Source organism: Mycobacterium sp. (genome assembly GCF_032162605.1).
In the GTDB taxonomy this organism is placed as follows: Bacteria; Actinomycetota; Actinomycetes; order Mycobacteriales; family Mycobacteriaceae; genus Mycobacterium.
Genome location: NZ_JAVROT010000061.1, coordinates 1 through 15,800 on the forward strand (window position 1 = coordinate 1; position 15,800 = coordinate 15,800).

Annotated in this window: 18 protein-coding genes and 4 pseudogenes; 12 read left to right on the top strand and 10 right to left on the bottom strand. The window is 66.5% G+C overall.

Annotated elements, in window-relative coordinates; all coding sequences use genetic code 11:
• Positions 1-128: 128 nt before the first annotated feature.
• A complete protein-coding gene (locus QOI01_RS03445; protein ID WP_526378621.1) occupies positions 129-533 on the top strand; it encodes a cupredoxin domain-containing protein in 405 nt (134 codons plus the stop codon).
• Between the two features lie 105 nt (positions 534-638).
• On the top strand, positions 639-1,094 hold the full coding sequence (locus tag QOI01_RS03450) for a hypothetical protein (protein WP_526378623.1): 456 nt from the start codon (positions 639-641) through the stop codon (positions 1,092-1,094).
• A gap of 14 nt (positions 1,095-1,108) precedes the next feature.
• Here QOI01_RS03450 and QOI01_RS03455 read toward each other — a convergent pair whose 3' ends face one another.
• Complete coding sequence (locus tag QOI01_RS03455; RefSeq protein ID WP_526378625.1) at positions 1,109-1,750, bottom strand: TetR/AcrR family transcriptional regulator; 642 nt, start codon at positions 1,748-1,750, stop codon at positions 1,109-1,111.
• 55 nt (positions 1,751-1,805) lie between these two features.
• Between QOI01_RS03455 and QOI01_RS03460 the strand changes: the two are divergent.
• The 3 genes and pseudogenes from QOI01_RS03460 to QOI01_RS03470 all read left to right on the top strand — a co-directional run.
• Positions 1,806-1,976: pseudogene (locus QOI01_RS03460) on the top strand (FAD-dependent oxidoreductase); the annotation flags it as partial.
• A 95-nt stretch (positions 1,977-2,071) separates the two neighbouring features.
• Positions 2,072-2,335: an NAD(P)/FAD-dependent oxidoreductase gene (locus tag QOI01_RS03465; protein ID WP_526378655.1), complete on the top strand. Its 264-nt coding sequence runs from the start codon at positions 2,072-2,074 to the stop codon at positions 2,333-2,335.
• Positions 2,336-2,338: 3 nt separating this feature from the next.
• Complete coding sequence (locus tag QOI01_RS03470) at positions 2,339-3,139, top strand: hypothetical protein (protein WP_526378627.1); 801 nt, start codon at positions 2,339-2,341, stop codon at positions 3,137-3,139.
• On the opposite strand, the gene QOI01_RS03475 is transcribed toward QOI01_RS03470, so the two are convergent.
• Together QOI01_RS03475 and QOI01_RS03480 are read right to left on the bottom strand one after the other, a co-directional pair.
• On the bottom strand, positions 3,136-4,419 hold the full coding sequence (locus QOI01_RS03475; protein ID WP_526378629.1) for a cytochrome P450: 1,284 nt from the start codon (positions 4,417-4,419) through the stop codon (positions 3,136-3,138). The two genes, QOI01_RS03470 and QOI01_RS03475, sit on opposite strands and share 4 nt — an antisense overlap.
• A 46-nt stretch (positions 4,420-4,465) precedes the next feature.
• On the bottom strand, positions 4,466-4,915 hold the full coding sequence (locus QOI01_RS03480; RefSeq protein WP_526378631.1) for a hypothetical protein: 450 nt from the start codon (positions 4,913-4,915) through the stop codon (positions 4,466-4,468).
• Between the two features lie 96 nt (positions 4,916-5,011).
• Between QOI01_RS03480 and QOI01_RS03485 the strand changes: the two are divergent.
• Positions 5,012-6,938 (top strand): annotated as a pseudogene (locus QOI01_RS03485) (flavin-containing monooxygenase).
• Positions 6,939-6,941: 3 nt separating this feature from the next.
• Here QOI01_RS03485 and QOI01_RS03490 read toward each other — a convergent pair.
• The 5 genes and pseudogenes from QOI01_RS03490 to QOI01_RS03510 all read right to left on the bottom strand — a co-directional run bounded on the left by QOI01_RS03490 (position 6,942) and on the right by QOI01_RS03510 (position 9,683).
• Entirely contained in the window at positions 6,942-7,445 is a 504-nt protein-coding gene (locus QOI01_RS03490) for a nuclear transport factor 2-like protein (RefSeq protein ID WP_526378633.1), read from the bottom strand.
• A 40-nt stretch (positions 7,446-7,485) separates the two neighbouring features.
• On the bottom strand, positions 7,486-7,872 hold the full coding sequence (locus QOI01_RS03495) for a hypothetical protein (RefSeq protein ID WP_526378635.1): 387 nt from the start codon (positions 7,870-7,872) through the stop codon (positions 7,486-7,488).
• Positions 7,869-8,933 carry a glycosyltransferase family 39 protein gene (locus QOI01_RS03500; RefSeq protein ID WP_526378637.1) on the bottom strand — a complete coding sequence of 355 codons (1,065 nt, stop codon included), beginning with the start codon at positions 8,931-8,933 and terminating at the stop codon, positions 7,869-7,871. Before QOI01_RS03500 ends, QOI01_RS03495 begins: the two co-directional genes overlap by 4 nt.
• Before the next feature lie 75 nt (positions 8,934-9,008).
• Positions 9,009-9,419 (bottom strand): annotated as a pseudogene (locus QOI01_RS03505) (SRPBCC family protein).
• 3 nt (positions 9,420-9,422) lie between these two features.
• Positions 9,423-9,683: a hypothetical protein gene (locus QOI01_RS03510; protein WP_526378639.1), complete on the bottom strand. Its 261-nt coding sequence runs from the start codon at positions 9,681-9,683 to the stop codon at positions 9,423-9,425.
• Between the two features lie 300 nt (positions 9,684-9,983).
• On the opposite strand from QOI01_RS03510, the gene QOI01_RS03515 reads away from it, so the two are divergent.
• The 4 genes from QOI01_RS03515 to QOI01_RS03530 all read left to right on the top strand — a co-directional run bounded on the left by QOI01_RS03515 (position 9,984) and on the right by QOI01_RS03530 (position 12,799).
• The gene (locus QOI01_RS03515; RefSeq protein ID WP_526378641.1) at positions 9,984-10,871 is read left to right on the top strand and encodes a TIGR03854 family LLM class F420-dependent oxidoreductase; all 888 of its coding nucleotides are present in this window, start codon (positions 9,984-9,986) and stop codon (positions 10,869-10,871) included.
• Between the two features lie 29 nt (positions 10,872-10,900).
• The gene (locus QOI01_RS03520; protein WP_526378643.1) at positions 10,901-11,191 is read left to right on the top strand and encodes a putative quinol monooxygenase; all 291 of its coding nucleotides are present in this window, start codon (positions 10,901-10,903) and stop codon (positions 11,189-11,191) included.
• Positions 11,188-11,667 (top strand): GNAT family N-acetyltransferase, encoded by a 480-nt coding sequence (locus QOI01_RS03525; RefSeq protein ID WP_526378645.1) that lies wholly within the window; start codon positions 11,188-11,190, stop codon positions 11,665-11,667. The genes QOI01_RS03520 and QOI01_RS03525 overlap by 4 nt, the downstream gene beginning before the upstream one ends.
• Before the next feature lie 247 nt (positions 11,668-11,914).
• A complete protein-coding gene (locus QOI01_RS03530) occupies positions 11,915-12,799 on the top strand; it encodes a cyclopropane mycolic acid synthase family methyltransferase (protein WP_526378647.1) in 885 nt (294 codons plus the stop codon).
• Between the two features lie 18 nt (positions 12,800-12,817).
• Here QOI01_RS03530 and speB read toward each other — a convergent pair whose 3' ends face one another.
• On the bottom strand, positions 12,818-13,885 hold the full coding sequence (gene speB / locus QOI01_RS03535; RefSeq protein WP_526378649.1) for an agmatinase: 1,068 nt from the start codon (positions 13,883-13,885) through the stop codon (positions 12,818-12,820).
• Complete coding sequence (locus QOI01_RS03540) at positions 13,882-14,343, bottom strand: acyl-CoA thioesterase (RefSeq protein WP_526378651.1); 462 nt, start codon at positions 14,341-14,343, stop codon at positions 13,882-13,884. Before QOI01_RS03540 ends, speB begins: the two co-directional genes overlap by 4 nt.
• Positions 14,344-14,424: 81 nt before the next feature.
• Between QOI01_RS03540 and QOI01_RS03545 the strand changes: the two genes are divergently transcribed.
• Together QOI01_RS03545 and QOI01_RS03550 are read left to right on the top strand one after the other, a co-directional pair.
• Positions 14,425-15,372 carry a threonine ammonia-lyase gene (locus QOI01_RS03545; RefSeq protein ID WP_526378653.1) on the top strand — a complete coding sequence of 316 codons (948 nt, stop codon included), beginning with the start codon at positions 14,425-14,427 and terminating at the stop codon, positions 15,370-15,372.
• 189 nt (positions 15,373-15,561) lie between these two features.
• Positions 15,562-15,800 (top strand): annotated as a pseudogene (locus QOI01_RS03550) (HNH endonuclease signature motif containing protein); the annotation flags it as partial.

Genomic DNA, 15,800 nt, shown 5'->3' on the forward strand with positions numbered 1-15,800 from the left:
ACACCGGGCGGCCAATCCTCCTCGGCCATGAACAGCAGCACAACCATGAAAGCCATACCCGACGTCCCTGGGCAATCCGAAGCCTACGACCGACGGTCCCGAACACCCTGCAAGAAAGGTAAGGACACATGACCAAGATCGGTTCACTGCTCGGGGCGTTGCTGATGATCGGTGCCATCGTCACTGCGTGCAGCAGCAGCGCCAAAGCTCCCAGCCCGGGCTACGGCTCGAGCAGCTCGCCCGTCGCCATGACCGGCGGTCCGGCGGCAACTCCGACGCCGGCTTCCGGACCGACGGTCACCATCTCCGGGATGGCCTTCGGCGCTCCGCTCACTGTGTCCCCGGGAGCGACGGTCAACATCGTCAACGCCGACACTGTCGAACACTCCGTGACTTCCGACCCGAAGGGCACGTTCGACACCGACGTCGACGGTGGCGCGCAGAAGACGTTCACCGCACCGACGAAACCGGGTGAATACCCCTTCACCTGCATATACCACCCGCAAATGAAGGGCACGCTGATCGTCAAGTAAGTCTGCCATCACGCTATGACGGTTTGAAGGTCGGCCATCCAGGGAATCCGCGGAATCAGCGAGCACGTCAAATGCGTGACGTGCCATTAGCCGAAGGAGTCCGAGATGGCCACCAATGCCGTCGTCTGGATCGTCGTGGCCGTCGCGGTGGTCCTGCTCTTGATCCTCGTATCCGCGTTCGTCGCCCGCCGTGCTCGTGACCGCAGGCGCGTGGCCGAGTCCGACCGCATCCGTGAGGAGGTCCGCGAAGAGAACACTCGGGTGGAGAAGCGTGAGGCCGTCGCCGCCGAGACGGACGCGAAGGCCAGGGCGGCAGCCGCCGAAGCCGAGGCCAAGGCCGCCGAGGCCGCCCGCCTGGCGGACAGGGCCGCCACACACCGCGACGAAGCCGCGTCGTCGAGGGAACGTCTCGACGCCGAGAGTGAACGCGCCGACGGTCTGGATCCGCGCCGCGAGAACGATGCCGACGACGCGCGTGACGAGGCCGAGAAGGACCGCGCCAAGCGGGACGAACTGAACCGCGTCGAGCACGACGAGAAGCGCCACCGCGCAGTCAACTAGGGATGGCGCGAAGTTCACGCGAGCAGCTGAGCGACCAGCGACCGCTGCAACCACGCCTCGAATGCCTTCACGGTCCAACCCCTGTCCTTCACGAACCGGGTGAAGATCACGGGATCGGTCGCTAACCACGCCACGTCGATCGCCTTCGCACGAGACAGCCCATCACCCAACGCATCGAGCTGGCTGAGCCGTCTGACCACCTCTTGCCCACTGGCAAGACGCTGCCGTCGGTACTCCTGCAGTAGTCGTCTCGCCTCGTCATGCGCGTCGGCCGCGATCTCCAGCGCGGCGAACAGGCCCGCAGCCCGCTCGTCGATCTCGACAATGGCGCGCACCCATGCCGCGAGCAATTCCACCGGATCGCCTCCGGCGAGAAGCTTGCGGATCGCGGGCCGTTCCGAGAGGGCCAGGGGAGCATCGTCGCCTGCCACCGCCCAGTCCAGCGCCGTCTTCAAGAGCTCGACCTTGCCGCCCACTGCCGTGAACACCGTCTTGCGACTCACCCCAGCCGCGTTGGCCACCGTGTCGATGGTGGTCGCGCCGTAGCCGGCCTCGGCGAACAACCGAGCCGCCGCCGAGACGATCGAGTGCCGAGTGTCGGTAGCCTGGGTGGCGCGCAACTCCGAGCGATAGTCACGCTTGACACGTTCGACCATTCACGCCACCCGGTGAGTATTCATTACATCGCAAGATACCTCAAATGGGGGATAGATGCGAACGATCATCGTCGGCGCTGGGCCGACCGGACTCTTCACCGGACTTGCCCTCGCCCGCCGAGGTCGGGACGTGGTGCTCGTCGACCGTGACCCGGGCCCTCCCCGGCACGGGCAGTGGCGTCGCAGGGGCGTCATGCAGTTCCACCATGCGCATACCTTCCGAGGTCCCGTCGTCGAGGCGCTGTGCAATGAAATGCCGGACGTGCTGGGGCATCTGGAGGCGGCCGGTGCCTCGGTCGCCAACGGCCCGACGGCAGGCCCGTGGCCTTGCTGTGCCGTCGGGCCACCTTCGATGCCGTATTGCGGTGCAAAGCCGCACGAGAGTCTGGAATCACGTTGCACACCGGCCACGTCGACGGCCTGGTGCGTGACCACGGCCGCGTCCTCGGCGTGACGGCGACCGGTCGCGGACTGATGGCCGACGTCGTGATCGACGCGTCGGGCCGGGTGAGCAGGTACACCGGCGCCGTCCGTGCCGCGGCCGAGGGCGGCGACTGTGCAGCGGTGTACGTCGACCGTCAGTAGCGGTTGCACGAAACCTTCGACGGCGGTGCTCCTCCCGCGCCGACCAACTCGCCGATCGGCAAGTCGTTGAACTTCGCCGGCTACTTCGCCATCGCCTTCCAGCACGATGATCGGACGTTCTCGATCACCTTCGCCCACGACGGCTCCGACCACCGCCTGCGCGGTCTCCGGTACGGGGAGGTGTTCGACGCTGCCGTCCGCGCCATTCCCGACCTCTGCGAATGGGCGGATCCACGCCGCGCCCGACCGATCGCGCCCGTGCTGCCCGGCGGTAAGGCGTACAACTCCTACCGGGTCCAACTCGACGCCGCGGGCCGCCCGCTCACGCCGGGCATGATCTCGGTCGGTGACGCAGTCTGCACCACCACGCCGCTGGCCGGTCGCGGCGACACGCTGGCGCTCGCCCAGGCGGGCGCTCTGGTGCGCTCGCTCGACGAGCATGGCAGCGACGTCGACACGGTCACCAGGAAGTTCGATCGGTGGTGCACCGACAACATCCGGCCCTGGTTCGACGACCACCGGTTTGCCGACGCCGACCGGATTCGCCGGTGGTCCGGTGGCGAGGTGGACACCACACGCCGCCTGCCGTCGGACCTCATCGTCGCCGCGGCTGCCGCAGATGACACCCTTCGCGCCGTCGTCGAGCCATACGCCAGGATGGATGCACTGCCCGCCAGCCTCGACACCGTCGAACCAAGGGCGAGAGAGATATTCGCGGACGGCTGGCGCCCCGCCGTGCCCGACGGGCCGACCCGAGCCGAACTGGCCGAATTCTGCGAGGCATTCGATGAGGGAGTCGACTAACTCGGCGGTGTCCAGGCGACCGGCAGTCGCTTGATTCCGTGAATGAACGCCGACTGCAGCCGGGCCGGTTCCTCGGTGGCGACGATGTCAGGGAGCCTGCGGTGCAGTTCTTCGAAGGCGACGGTGATCTCGCGACGCGCCAGGTTCGCGCCAAGGCAGAAATGAGCACCGCCCCCGCCAAAGCCGACGTGCGGGTTCGGGTGGCGGCGCACGTCGAACGACCACGGATCGTCGAACTTGGCGTGGTCACGGTTCGCCGAGCCGTACCAGAGCGTAACCTTTTCGCCCGCAACGAGTTTGACACCACCCAGCTCGGTTTCGCGGGTCACCGTGCGGCGCATGTAGGCGACGGGGGAGGCCCACCTGACGACCTCCTCCACGGCGGTCGGCGCGACCGTGTCGTAGTCGCTCCACCAGTCGTCGCGCTGCTCGGGATGCCTGCTCAGCGCGAGAACCCCGTGGCTGATCGCATTGCGGGTCGTCTCGTTGCCGGCCACCACCAACAGGATGAAGAACGACGCGACCTCTCCGGAGGTCAGCCGCTCGCCGTCGAGCTCGGCCTGCACCAGGCTGGTGGTGAGATCCTCACCCGGATGGGCGCGTCGGTCGTCGGCAAGGGCGGCAGCGTAAGCGCCGATGTCCATGGCGACCTTGACGAACTCGTCGAAGTCGGCCGTGATCTCCGGGTCTCCGAACCCCAGGATCACGTTGGTCCAGTGAAAGACCTGGAGGTGGTCCTCTTCCGGGATTCCCATCATGTCGCAGATGATCTGAAGCGGAAGTGGTCCGGCCAGCGAGGAGACCAATTCGGCCGTGCCGTCGGGATTGTCGGCCACCATCGCTTCAACGAGGCGCCGGGCGCGGTCGCGGACCGAGTCCTCGATGCGGGTCAGCACCCGCGGGGTGAACGCGCTCCGGACGATGTTGCGCAGCCGGGTGTGCCGCGGATCGTCCATCGCGATCATCGAACCGAAGTACTCGGCCAGTTCCGGAGTCTGGTCGCCTATGACGATGCCTGCGGCCGAGCTGAAGATCTCGGGATTTCTGCTCGCGTGGAAGACGTCGTCGTAGCGGGTGACGGCCCAGTGTCCCCTGCCCTGCGCGAAGCCGTCCTGGATGAACTCCGGCTGATGCGACACCGGCTCCTCACGCCGCAGCGTGGCGAACGCGCCGTCGCGCATCTCGTCGTCCAGCGCCCAGAAGTCCCACGACCCGAGATTGATGTCGGAGATCGGCACGTCGGGCGGTGGGGAACCGTTGACCCGCGTCGAGATGCCCACGTTGCTTCACCTCACCGTCGAGAACGCGATGCCGCCGAGCGTAACCTCACGGTCTGGCCTCGTGTCCCATTCGGCCGTGGGTGCGTCGCTGCTCCTTCATCTTCGCCTCGAACACGTGGCGCTCACCTGCTTGCAGGTCGTCGCGCACCCGACGCTCGTGGTCCCGGAACTCAGTCCAATAGCCGTCGTCGAACTCCTCGACGATCTGGAAGGTCCAGCGACCGTGGAGCACGTTGCGGCCCACCAGTTCCGTCTCCAAGCGGTCGGCGACGGCCTCGTGACCTGCCGACCGCAGCTCGTCGCAGGCGTCGCCGAGCGTCAGGTCGGCATGGCCAATCAACTGATGGAAGGAGTACAGATGGCCACGGGCGCGCTCGACGTACTCCAACGCCTCCGACACCTTCCCGACCGCCGCGATCGTGTCGTCGTCGACGCCTGTGGGGCGCCGGTCGAGGCGGGCGTCGGATTCGTCCGGGTGGTCGGTGTCGTGCGTCATTGAACCGTTTTACCCCAGCGGTCGCGGACCCAACCCGCGGCGCCGGTTTCCGCGGATGGCCTGCGCGTGACCGTTTCGCCGTGGTAGCACCGACGGGTGCGCAACCCACATGCAGGGCAACCGTTTACGAACTCCGACGAGGAGATCGCCGAAGCGCTGCTCGACGTCAGCATCCCGACGTTGATGCTGTCACTGGTCCACATGGCGGGCGATCCCGTGCTCATCCGCGGTGCGTTGAAGCCGGCAGGACTCTTCCTCAACGAGGTGCAGGGGTACATGTCCGAGGAAGACAAGTCCGCAGTCCGCACGAACCGCGCTGAAGGTGATCGCCGACTACCGGGACCGCGGCTGCCCCGAGCCCGAGCCGATCACCGGTGAGCTGCTCAAGGAGATGATGGAGTGGCTCGTCTGCGAACCGGTGCCCGACGAGTACGTGCCGATGTTGCCCGAGGAGATGGAGCTCGACGGGACCGATGCCCGTGCGGTCACCACGTCGACGGAGACCGCACGCGGCGAGTTCGGAGTCGTCGTGATCGGCTGCGGTGAGTCCGGGTTGCTCGCGGGCATCCGGCTGAAGCAGGCCGGCATCCCCTTCACGATCGTCGAGAAGAACGCCGGGCCCGGTGGCACCTGGTATTAGAACACGTACCCAGGTGCGCGGGTCGACGTCGGAAATCACTTCTACTGCTACAGCTTCGAACCCACCGATCAGTGGACGCACTTCTTCGCCGAACAGCCCGAACTGCAGGACTACTTCCAGTGCGTCATGGACAAGTACGACGTCGGGCAGCACGTCCGGTGGGAGACCGAGGTCACCGATGCGTCGTGGGATGACGCGACGGCGACGTGGACCGTCCGCACGCGTGGACTCGACGGCGCGGTCTCGACACTCGAGGCTCGAGCGGTCATCAGCGCAGTGGGGCAGCTCGACCGACCCCAGCTGCCGGCGATCCCGGGTCGAGACCTGTTCTCCGGAGCTGCGTTTCACTCCGCGGAGTGGGACCACTCGGTGGATCTGAGCGGCAAACGCGTTGCGATGATCGGCGCGGGCGCAAGCGGTTTCCAGATCGCTCCGACGATCGTCGAGGACGTCGCACACCTCGCCGTCTTTCAGCGGACCGCCCAGTGGATGTTCCCGAACCCGAACTACCACGCGGCGGTCGGGCCTGGGGTGCGGTGGGCGCTGCGCCATCTACCGTTCTACGGGAGGTGGTACCGGTTCCTGCTGCTCTGGCCGGGCTGCGACAAGGGCCTGGAGGCCGCGCGGGTCGATCCCGACTACCCGGACCAACGACGTGCCGTCAGTGAGATCAACGAGATCACCAGGCTCGTGTTCGCGGAGTGGCTAAAGAGCCAGATCGGCGATGATCCCGAGTTGGCTGCGAAGGTCGTGCCGGACTATCCGGCGACGGGCAAGCGCACGTTGCAGGACAACGGCAGCTGGCTGCGGACGCTGACGCGCGAGGACGTCGACTTGGTCCGCACGCCGATCGACCACATCGACTCCGGCGCCATCGTCACCGACGACGGCGTCCGTCATCCGGCCGACGTGATCGTGTTCGCCACCGGGTTTCAGGCCACCGAAGTGTTGTGGCCCATGACGATCACGGGTCGCGACAGGCGTGATCTCCGCGAACTCTGGGGGCAACGGCCATCGGCGTTTCTGGGGATCACCGTCCCCGGCTACCCGAACTTCTTCTGCATGTACGGGCCTGGCACCAACCTCGCCAGCGGCGGCAGCCTCATCTTCCACTCGGAGTGCCAGATGCGTTACATCTCGAAGTGCCTGGACCGGCTGATCGCCGACGGGCTGCGGTTCATGGAGCCACGGCAGGACAGGACGGATGACTGGGTGCGACGCAGTCAGGAGAAGATGCGCAAGATGGTCTGGTCGCAGCCGTCGATCAAGCACTCGTTCTACAAGAACGCTGACGGCGAGGTGTACACGCTGAGCCCGTGGCGACTGGTCGACTACTGGACCTGGACCCGAGAACCCGATCTCGACGACTTCGTCTTCGGCTGACGGTCAGGCCGGCTGCCACCCCATTTTCCTTGCGAACGCGGCGCCGTCCTCGGAGAGCGTGCCGCACTCGAGGCTGCGCTCGACGTACTCCTGCACCATCGGCATGAAATTCATCGGGTTGTAGGCATCCTCCTCGTAGTTCCACAGCCCGTCGCCGGCGTACTTGAGAATGGTGATGCACGGCCGTTCGATGACAGTTCCGTCGCCGGGGTCCTTCATCCGGTTCATGATCTCGGTGATGACCCAGCCCTTGTCGGTGTCGATCGAGTACCACGACGCCGGGTAGAACGGCATCTCGCTCCCGGGGAACACGTTCATCGTGGAGACGATCCACTCCCGGATCCGTTCGCGGCCCGCCATTTTGCCGTACAGGTGCTCGACGTAGGTGGCGTCCTCGGTGAACAGGTCGGCGTAGCGGGACCAGTCCCAGCTCTGCCCGATCTCGCGGACCACCTGTTGTTGCCGTGCGAACGCCTCTTCGAGTTCCTCCCGAGACCACTGACCCATGTTGACGTTCTACCAAAGGGGTCGCGGCGGCGGAGCCGATTCAGGAGACGGTCAACGACCGCAGTCGCGGCCACACCGACGCCCACGGCTCGCGCAGGCCCGTGAGGAGAAAGGCATGCATGTCGTCGCCGATGTCGCACACCTCGCTGGTGGCCGTGAAGTACGGCGACAACGAGCTCGGATCCCGGCCGACGTAGAGCACCGCGTCGTGATCGGCAGGCGGCTCCGCGAAGTAGCCGTAGCCGCGGTTTCCGCTGTACGCCTCCGGAAGATCGTAGAGATCGGCGAAGCCGTCGAGAAACGCTGCCACGATGTAGGACTCGCCGTAGACGACGGTTCGGTCGCGCTGGTCGGCGGGCAGGCCGCGAAGCACCTCCGCGGTGCGTTGGGCAATGCCCTCGCCGACGTCCGAACGGGCGACCGTCACCGACACGACCAGCGCGCCGATCGCCAGTGCCCCGCAGGCCACCCATGCCGGCCAGAGCAGCCACCGGCGTGCGGTCCGTCCGGACTCTCTTCGGCGCTGCAGGCCCATGGCGCCCGCGGCGGATACAACCCCACCAGGTAGTACGGCCTTCCCTCGGCGATCACGAACACGACCCACAGCACCGGAAACGCAACTCCCAGATACCGGTACGGCCTGAGCTCGTCTGTGCGCAACAATCGGACGAGTCCGTAGAGCGCGAGGAAGGCGTCGGCCAGACCGGCGAACAACAGCAGCTCGACGGCGATTCCGCCTCTGCCGCCGTAGAGCGCATCCGCCTCGCCGGCGACGACGCGCGTCATCCGTAGCTGCGGCCAACCGTGGACCTGCTGCCAGATCACGGTGGGCGACGCGATCACCAGTGCGACCAGCGCGCCCACCCACAGCATCGGCCGCCACAGCAGGTCGCGCGGCCCGCACACGGCGATGGCGACGAGTAGCACCAGGCACAGCAGCATGACTTGAAACTTCGTCAGTACGGCTAAACCTGCGATGACACCGATGACCGGAAGCAACCGGTCGTCGCGTATCCTCTGCCATCGAATCATCAACCACACCAGCAACATCCATTGCAGTGGCTCCAGTGCGTACGGTGTCAACCAGTGCCCGGCCAACGTCGTCCACAGCGCGGTGGCTTGCGCCGCGGCCACGAAAACCTGTGCACGACGGTCGCATCCGAGCTCGCGTGCGATGAGTGCCGCGACCACCACCGCGGCCGTGGTCGCAAGGATGGCAGGCAACCTCAACGCGACCAGTGAGCCCGGCGCGACGGCGTCGATCAGGGCCGCCAGCGCCGGCGCCAGCGGCGGTTGATCGGCAGAGCCCCAATCCAGGTGGTCGCGTCCGGTGGCAACCACGTACACCTCGTCGAACCAGTAGCCACGGCTGAACAGTGTTGCCACGCAGTGCGCGACGCCGACGACAACGGCCAGAACCACTACGGGTCGGGCCGCGAAGGGCTCGACGTGCGAGCGCTCGTGCAGTTCCGTCTCGGTCGTCGCCACTGAAGACACGCTAGCGATGCAACCTGCCGCCCGTCGACACCTTTCCCGTCGGCGGGCGTCGATTCAAGCCTCTACTCAGGTCTCTACTACGGCCTTGATCCGCTCCAGGGTCTTGCGCATGTCACGGATGTTGTGGTCATCAAGCCTTCGTTCATCCGAAAGGACTCGGTGACCTCGGTGCCGTCACCCCGGTGCGAAGAGGTAGTGCCAATTGTTGACCGGCTTGCCGCCGAGCAGCACTTCGAAGCCGAATTCGCGGCCAGGCTCACACGCGGTCACTCGGCACGTCGTCCAGTAGACGGGCCCGATCTCGTTGCGTTTGACGTGCCCTCGGAACGTGGCGCCGAGTGCGGGACCCGTTGCGCCGTCCAGCCACTCGGCCTCGAACGTCTCGGGGGAGAACCGTCCGGTGTTGTGGATGTCCGCGACGAGGTTCCAGACCTCCTCCGCGGGTGCGTCCATGGTGACGGTGACCGACGCCTGCATCTCTCAGACCTGCTTCTGAAGCCGACCACACGTGGTGCGGTAACCGGCGCCGTGTTCGGAGTAGCAGTAGTCGAGAGTGGACCCCTTGAACGTCAAGCCCGTCTGCTCGGTGACGACGAGTGTCGCCTCACCGTTGCGGTACCCGTCGGTGCTCGCGATGCGTTCGCGGTGCCCGCTCCAGGTGCTCACCAGGTAGGGATCGTCGGCATTGGCGATGGGTAGTGGCGACAGGATGCAGACCGACGCGGCTGCAACACCGATCACGACCGCCCTGACACGGTTCCTTCTTCGACTCACTGTGGTTCTCTTTCCTTCGTCGGTGTGGCGGACGGCACACCGACGAAGCGTCGACGCCATGCTGTCCCGTCGTGGGGTCAATCAACGGAGACAGTCACATTATCCGCGGGGATCTGCCATTCGGGTGGATATGGCGTTAACTGTCGGAGTGACGATCGGAGGGGTGATGAGTGATCGGGTGCTCGACTTCGGTTGTGGTGAAGGCCTTCCCGCGCGTGTGACACCCGAAGAGACCACCGAGACGCAGACGTGAGTGGAGCTGATTCGATGAAGGTCCGGTTCGGGGTCGGCCTCGGCGCGGGAGCCGAGAGTACCCCCGCGCAACTGTCACACGTGGTCGACCGCCTCGAGGCAGCCGGCATCGACTCTCTGTGGTTCTCGGAGCTGGTCTACACCGATGCCATCGACCCGTTCATCGGGATGGCATACGCCTTGGCCAGGACCACCAAACTCAAGGTGGGCACGTCGGTGGTGGTACTGCCGGGACGTCATCCGGTGCTGGTGGCCAAGCAGCTGGCGTCGCTGGCCGCGCTCGCCCCGAAGCGCGTCCTGCCCGTGTTCGGGCTGCGGTCCGCGCTACCGGCCGAGCGGCAGGTGTTCGTCGTGCCCGACGGGCAGCGCGCGGCAGTCTTCGACGAGTCCTTGCGCATGCTGAAGTCGGCGCTGGCCTCCGACGGCACCGACTTCTCGGGTGACTTCTTCAGCGCCACGTCCGTCGCCGTCGGCCCAATACCCGACAGGCCACTGGACATTTGGCTCGGTGGCTCCGCGCCCGCGGGCTTCCGCCGCATCGGGCGACTCGCCGACGGCTGGTTGGGCAGCTTCCTCACCCCTGACGAGGCACGGCGAGGACGCGAACTCATCGAGGCAGCCGCGGCCGAGGCCGGGCGCGCCGTCGAGCCCGACCACTACGGGATCAACGTCGCCGTCGGCGAGAACGGTCTGCCCGACGAGGTCCTTTCGGCGATCCGCAAGCGCAGGCCCGACGTCGACCCGACCGAGTTGGTCGCCGACGGGTGGCCGCAGTTGCACCGAATGCTGGACGGATACCTCGCAGCCGGGCTGACCAAGTTCGTCATCCGACCCACGGGGGCAGGTGCCATCGACGAATTCATCGACCGGTTCGCCACCGAACTCCTCCCACGGGAGAACTGATCGCTGAATCCGAACACACGGGGGTTCTCGTGGCACACGTCATCGTCGCCGGATACGTGGTCGTTGATCCAGGTGAACGCGCCGCCTACCTCGCCGACTGCGTCGACGTGGTGCGTCAAGCCCGATCGGCCGCAGGCTGTCTTGACTTCGCCATCTCCGGCGACCTGCTCGATGACGGCCGGGTCAACGTCTATGAGCGCTGGGAATCCCAGACGGCGGTCGAGGCGTTCCGGGGTGACGGACCGAGCGACGAGGGAGCGGCGCTGATGTCGGCGTCCGTGGCCGAATACGAGGTCGCCGCGCAGCGATCGCTCACATGACGCAGTGGCCCGGCCTCGCGGTGCGCGCCTGGTCGTTGCGTGACGAGGCGGACGCGGCCCGTTGGCGGTACGGCGGCAGGTGGTCGGTGTACGACCAGCCGGCCGATCACGAGACGCCGATCACGCGGCGGGCGGTCGTCTCGGGTGACGACGGCCGAGTGGTCGGCTTCTACTGCGTCGGCGACGACGCCCGCGTGCCCGGCCTCGCCGCCGACGGCGCGGTGACGGACCTGGGCATGGGAATGGCCCCGGATCTCGTCGGACGGGGACGTGGCGAGGCGTTCGCACGGGCGGTCCTCGACGACGTTCACCGGACCCTGCCGGACAAACCGCTCAGGGCGGTGATCCAGACCTGGAACACCCGTGGCCTGCGGCTCGCATACCGAATGGGTTTCGAGGTCGTCGGCGAGCACCGGGTCACTCGAGATGGTCCCGACGTCGGGTACACGGTGTTGATCCTGCCCTGCCAGCGCTGAGCGGACCCAAGGGTCCAGCAAACAGGAGTTTCACAGGTACGGGCAATCCGGGAGCGCCAGAGGACGGGCGCTGAGCGGCCCCACGAGACCCATTGATGACGGCTTGGTGACACACTGCGCAACGCCCCGAACCGATTGGCTGTTGACTTCGTGATTCGGGTAGTCTGCGAGAATTGCGCACCTACGGGGCGGCTCTCCAGACCGCGGAGCTACGGACGATCCTCAACCAGACGCCAAAGGCTGAATCTTGCCGAACACAAAGAGTGACAACCAGAACCTGAAGCCGCACTTCGACGACGTGCAGGCGCATTACGACCTGTCCGACGACTTCTTCCGGCTCTTCCTGGATCCCACGCAGACCTACAGCTGTGCGTACTTCGAGCGCGATGACATGACGCTTGAAGAAGCCCAGATCGCGAAGATCGATCTGTCGCTGGGCAAGCTGGGCCTTGAGCCGGGGATGACGCTGCTGGACGTCGGTTGTGGCTGGGGTGCCACCGTCAAGCGGGCCATCGAGCGCTACGACGTCAACGTCGTCGGTCTTACCCTTAGCAAGAACCAGCAAGCGCACGTGGCCGAGCTGCTCGCCGAGACGGACACCCCAAGAAGCAAACGCGTTCTGCTCGACGGCTGGGAGCAGTTCCCCGAACACGTCGATCGCATCGTGTCGATCGGCGCCTTCGAGCACTTCGGGCGCGACCGTTACGACGACTTCTTCAAGATGGCGTACGCGGCGTTGCCTCCCGGCGGCGTGATGATGCTGCACACGATCGTCAAGCCGAGCGACGAGGAATTCAAGGAACGCGCGCTGCCGCTGACCATGACGAAGCTCAAGTTCTTCAAGTTCATCATGGACGAGATCTTCCCCGGCGGCGATCTTCCCCAGGTCGTGGACGTCGAAGAGCATGCCACCAGCGCCGGCTTCGAGTTGACCCGGGTTCAGCCGCTGCAATTGCACTACGCCCGCACGCTGGAAATCTGGGCCGCGGCACTGGAGGCGCGCAAGGACGAGGCCATCGCGTTCCAGTCCGAAGAGGTCTACGACCGCTACATGCGGTACCTGACCGGCTGCGCAGAGTTGTTCGCCAAGGGCTACACCGACGTCTGCCAGTTCACCCTCAAGAAGGCCTGACCTCCTCCGCGCCCTCGGTCAGGACGCCGGTGGCGGCCGTCGGCCCGGCGGTCCCATCTCGACGCCTGCGGCATCGCGCCGCCTGGCCGCCATGCCCGCGAGAGCTTCGAAGACCACGCGGTGCGCGGCGTTCACCGTGAGCTCGGCGTGGTCGTAGGCGGGGGAGACCTCCACGACGTCAACGCCTGCAACGTCGTGCTCGTAGCAGAGTTGGCGCACCATCCGGAGAAGGTCGACGCTGGTGATCCCGCCCGGTTCCGGAGTGCCCGTGCCGGGTGCGTGGGCCGGGTCGAGCACGTCGATGTCCACCGACAGGTACAGCTTGTCCGCCTTGGCCAGCGCCTCGCCGACCGCGTCAACCATCACCGCCTTGAATCCGCGCTCCCAGATCTCCTGCATGGTGTGCCAGACCATGCCCTGTTCCTGCATCCACTCGAAGGTGTCCTGCGGCGGCCAGTAGCCGCGAAGTCCGACCTGGACGAAGTGCGTACCCGGCACGGCGCCAGACTCGATGAGCCGACGCATCGGAGTGCCGTGGCTGGCCAGGTTGCCGTCGATGATGTCGGCAGTGTCGGCGTGAGCGTCGAAGTGCACGATGCCGACGTTGCCGTAGCCGTGCACGTCGGCCACCGCGGTCGCAGACGGCCACGTGATCGAGTGGTCCCCGCCGAGGACGACGGGCACGATGCCGCGGGAGGCGACGGCCGCGACGCGCTCCTTGATGTTCTGGTGGGACACCTCGGTCTGACCGTGCGGGCAGAACGCGTCGCCGAAGTCGACGACCTCCAGCCAGTCGAAGATCTCCAGACCCAGATCCATGTGATAGGTGCCGGGCTCGTACGCGGTGGCCCGGATCGCCCGCGGACCGAACCTCGCGCCCGGCCGATTCGTCGTGCCGACGTCGAACGGGGCGCCGACGACGGCAACGTCGGGGCGCCATGAGTCGAGCTGGGAGACCTCGGTCAGAAACGGCCGGTGTCCGAAGGTCGCGAGCCCCGAGTGGGGCAGGTCGAGCTGCTCGGCCATCCCCGGTGGAAGTTCCCGATGCGGCCCTTGAGAGTCGTTGTCCCCGTGGTCGTGGCTCATCGGCTGACAGTACCGCCATCACTTCCGTTCCGACCTTGACCCGCAAGGGAAGTGAGGGCGTCCCGCAATCCCGCCGGAATGCCGCGCTTGGCCCAGTCATCGGTCGACACGACGACGTACACGTTGCGCCCGCGAGCCGCTGCGACCTCGACACCGTCACCGCCTCGGCGCAGCACGTCGAACCGCAGCGTGAAGCTCGTCGTGCCCATCGACTCGCACCGCGCTTCGACGCGCACCGAATCACGCCAGCGGACCGGCGCGACGTAGTCGATCTCCGCGTGCACGACCTGTACGTCGAGCCCCCAGGCGTTGAACTCGGTGAAGGGCACGCCGAGGTGGTCGAAGAACGCGGTAGACGCCTCGTCGAACCACGTCAGGTAGTGGCCGTTGAAGACCACGCCCTGCTGGTCGACTTCGGCGTAGCGCGGCACGATCGGCAACGAGAAGGCTTCGGTCACACCGGATACCTTGCAGTGTCACGGCTGCCCCGGCAATCGGCCCTCGACGCTAGGATTCCTGGTCGTGAGCAGGCCTACGTCATGCAATTAGTCACCATCGACGACATCCGCGCAGCGGCCGACCGGATCCGCGGCGCGGTCGTCCGCACGCCGCTCGTTCCGGCTCCGTGGGGTGATCCCGCCCGCCCACTGTGGCTCAAACCCGAGAACCTGCAGGCGATCGGTGCGTTCAAGGTCCGAGGTGCGTTCAACGCCATCGGACGGCTCGACGAGACCACCCGCGCGCGCGGCGTCGTCGCATACTCGAGTGGTAATCACGCCCAGGCCGTGGCGTACGCGGCCGCCACCTTTCGGATTTCGGCCCACATCGTGATGCCGGATGAGACACCAGACGTCAAGATCGCCGCGACCCGCAGCCACGGAGCACAAGTGGTGTTGTGCGGAGCAGGCGAGCGCGAGAGGGTCGCCGACGAACTGGTGGCCAGGACCGGCGGCGTCCTGATCCCACCGTTCGATCACCCCGACGTCATCGCGGGGCAGGGAACCATCGGACTGGAGATCGTCGAGGATCTGCCTGACGTCGCCAGCGTCATCGTCCCGGTCAGCGGTGGCGGCCTGGCATCGGGCATCGGCACCGCCGTCAAGGCACTCGCGCCGCAGGCAAGGGTCATCGGCGTGGAACCCGAACTTGCCGCGGACACCGCAGAGGGCCTGACCGCGGGTCATCGCGTCGACTGGTCGATCACCGACCGCAACCGCACCATCGCCGACGGGCTCCGATCACAGCCTTCGGAGCTGACGTTCGCCCATCTGCAGAGAGTGCTGGACGGCTTGGTCACGGTGTCCGAGAAAGACATTCGCAAGGCAGTCCGCGAAATCGCGCTGCGCGCCCACCTGGTGGCCGAACCCAGCGGCGCGGTCGCGCTGGCGGCATATCGAAGCCGGGAGACGCCGCCGGGACCGACCGTGCTCATCGTGTCCGGCGGCAACGTCGAACCAACCCTGCTGGCGGAGATCATAGCCGGATGATCGCCGGCTGCTCGGCTAGTGTCCTGAGCGTCTCTTCGGATGCGGTAGTTGGCGCTTCTGTGTCCGGTTAGCATGTGGTGCCGACGTTTTCGGTGTCTGGCGGTGGGGTTGTCCACAGTCGCCGATTCATCCACGGACTGGGGTTTTGGGGGTGGCCGGGGGTCGGGGTCCTCGGTTAGATTCGAATGCATGTTCGATGAGTTGGTGGCTGGCACCGCGGGGCGTTGCGGGGCTGCTGCGGTGGATGCGTGGTCGCGGGTGGAGTCCGCGGCGTGTGCCCGCCGGTTGGCGGCGATGGTCGCCATGCTCGACACTGCCCACGCCGCGTCCGGCTCGGCGGATCGTGAGCAGTGGTGTCTGGACAATTGGGCGGCGGTGTGTGCGCACATCGGCGCCGCTCAGCGCCTCACCTGCGGCAGCGCCTCCGG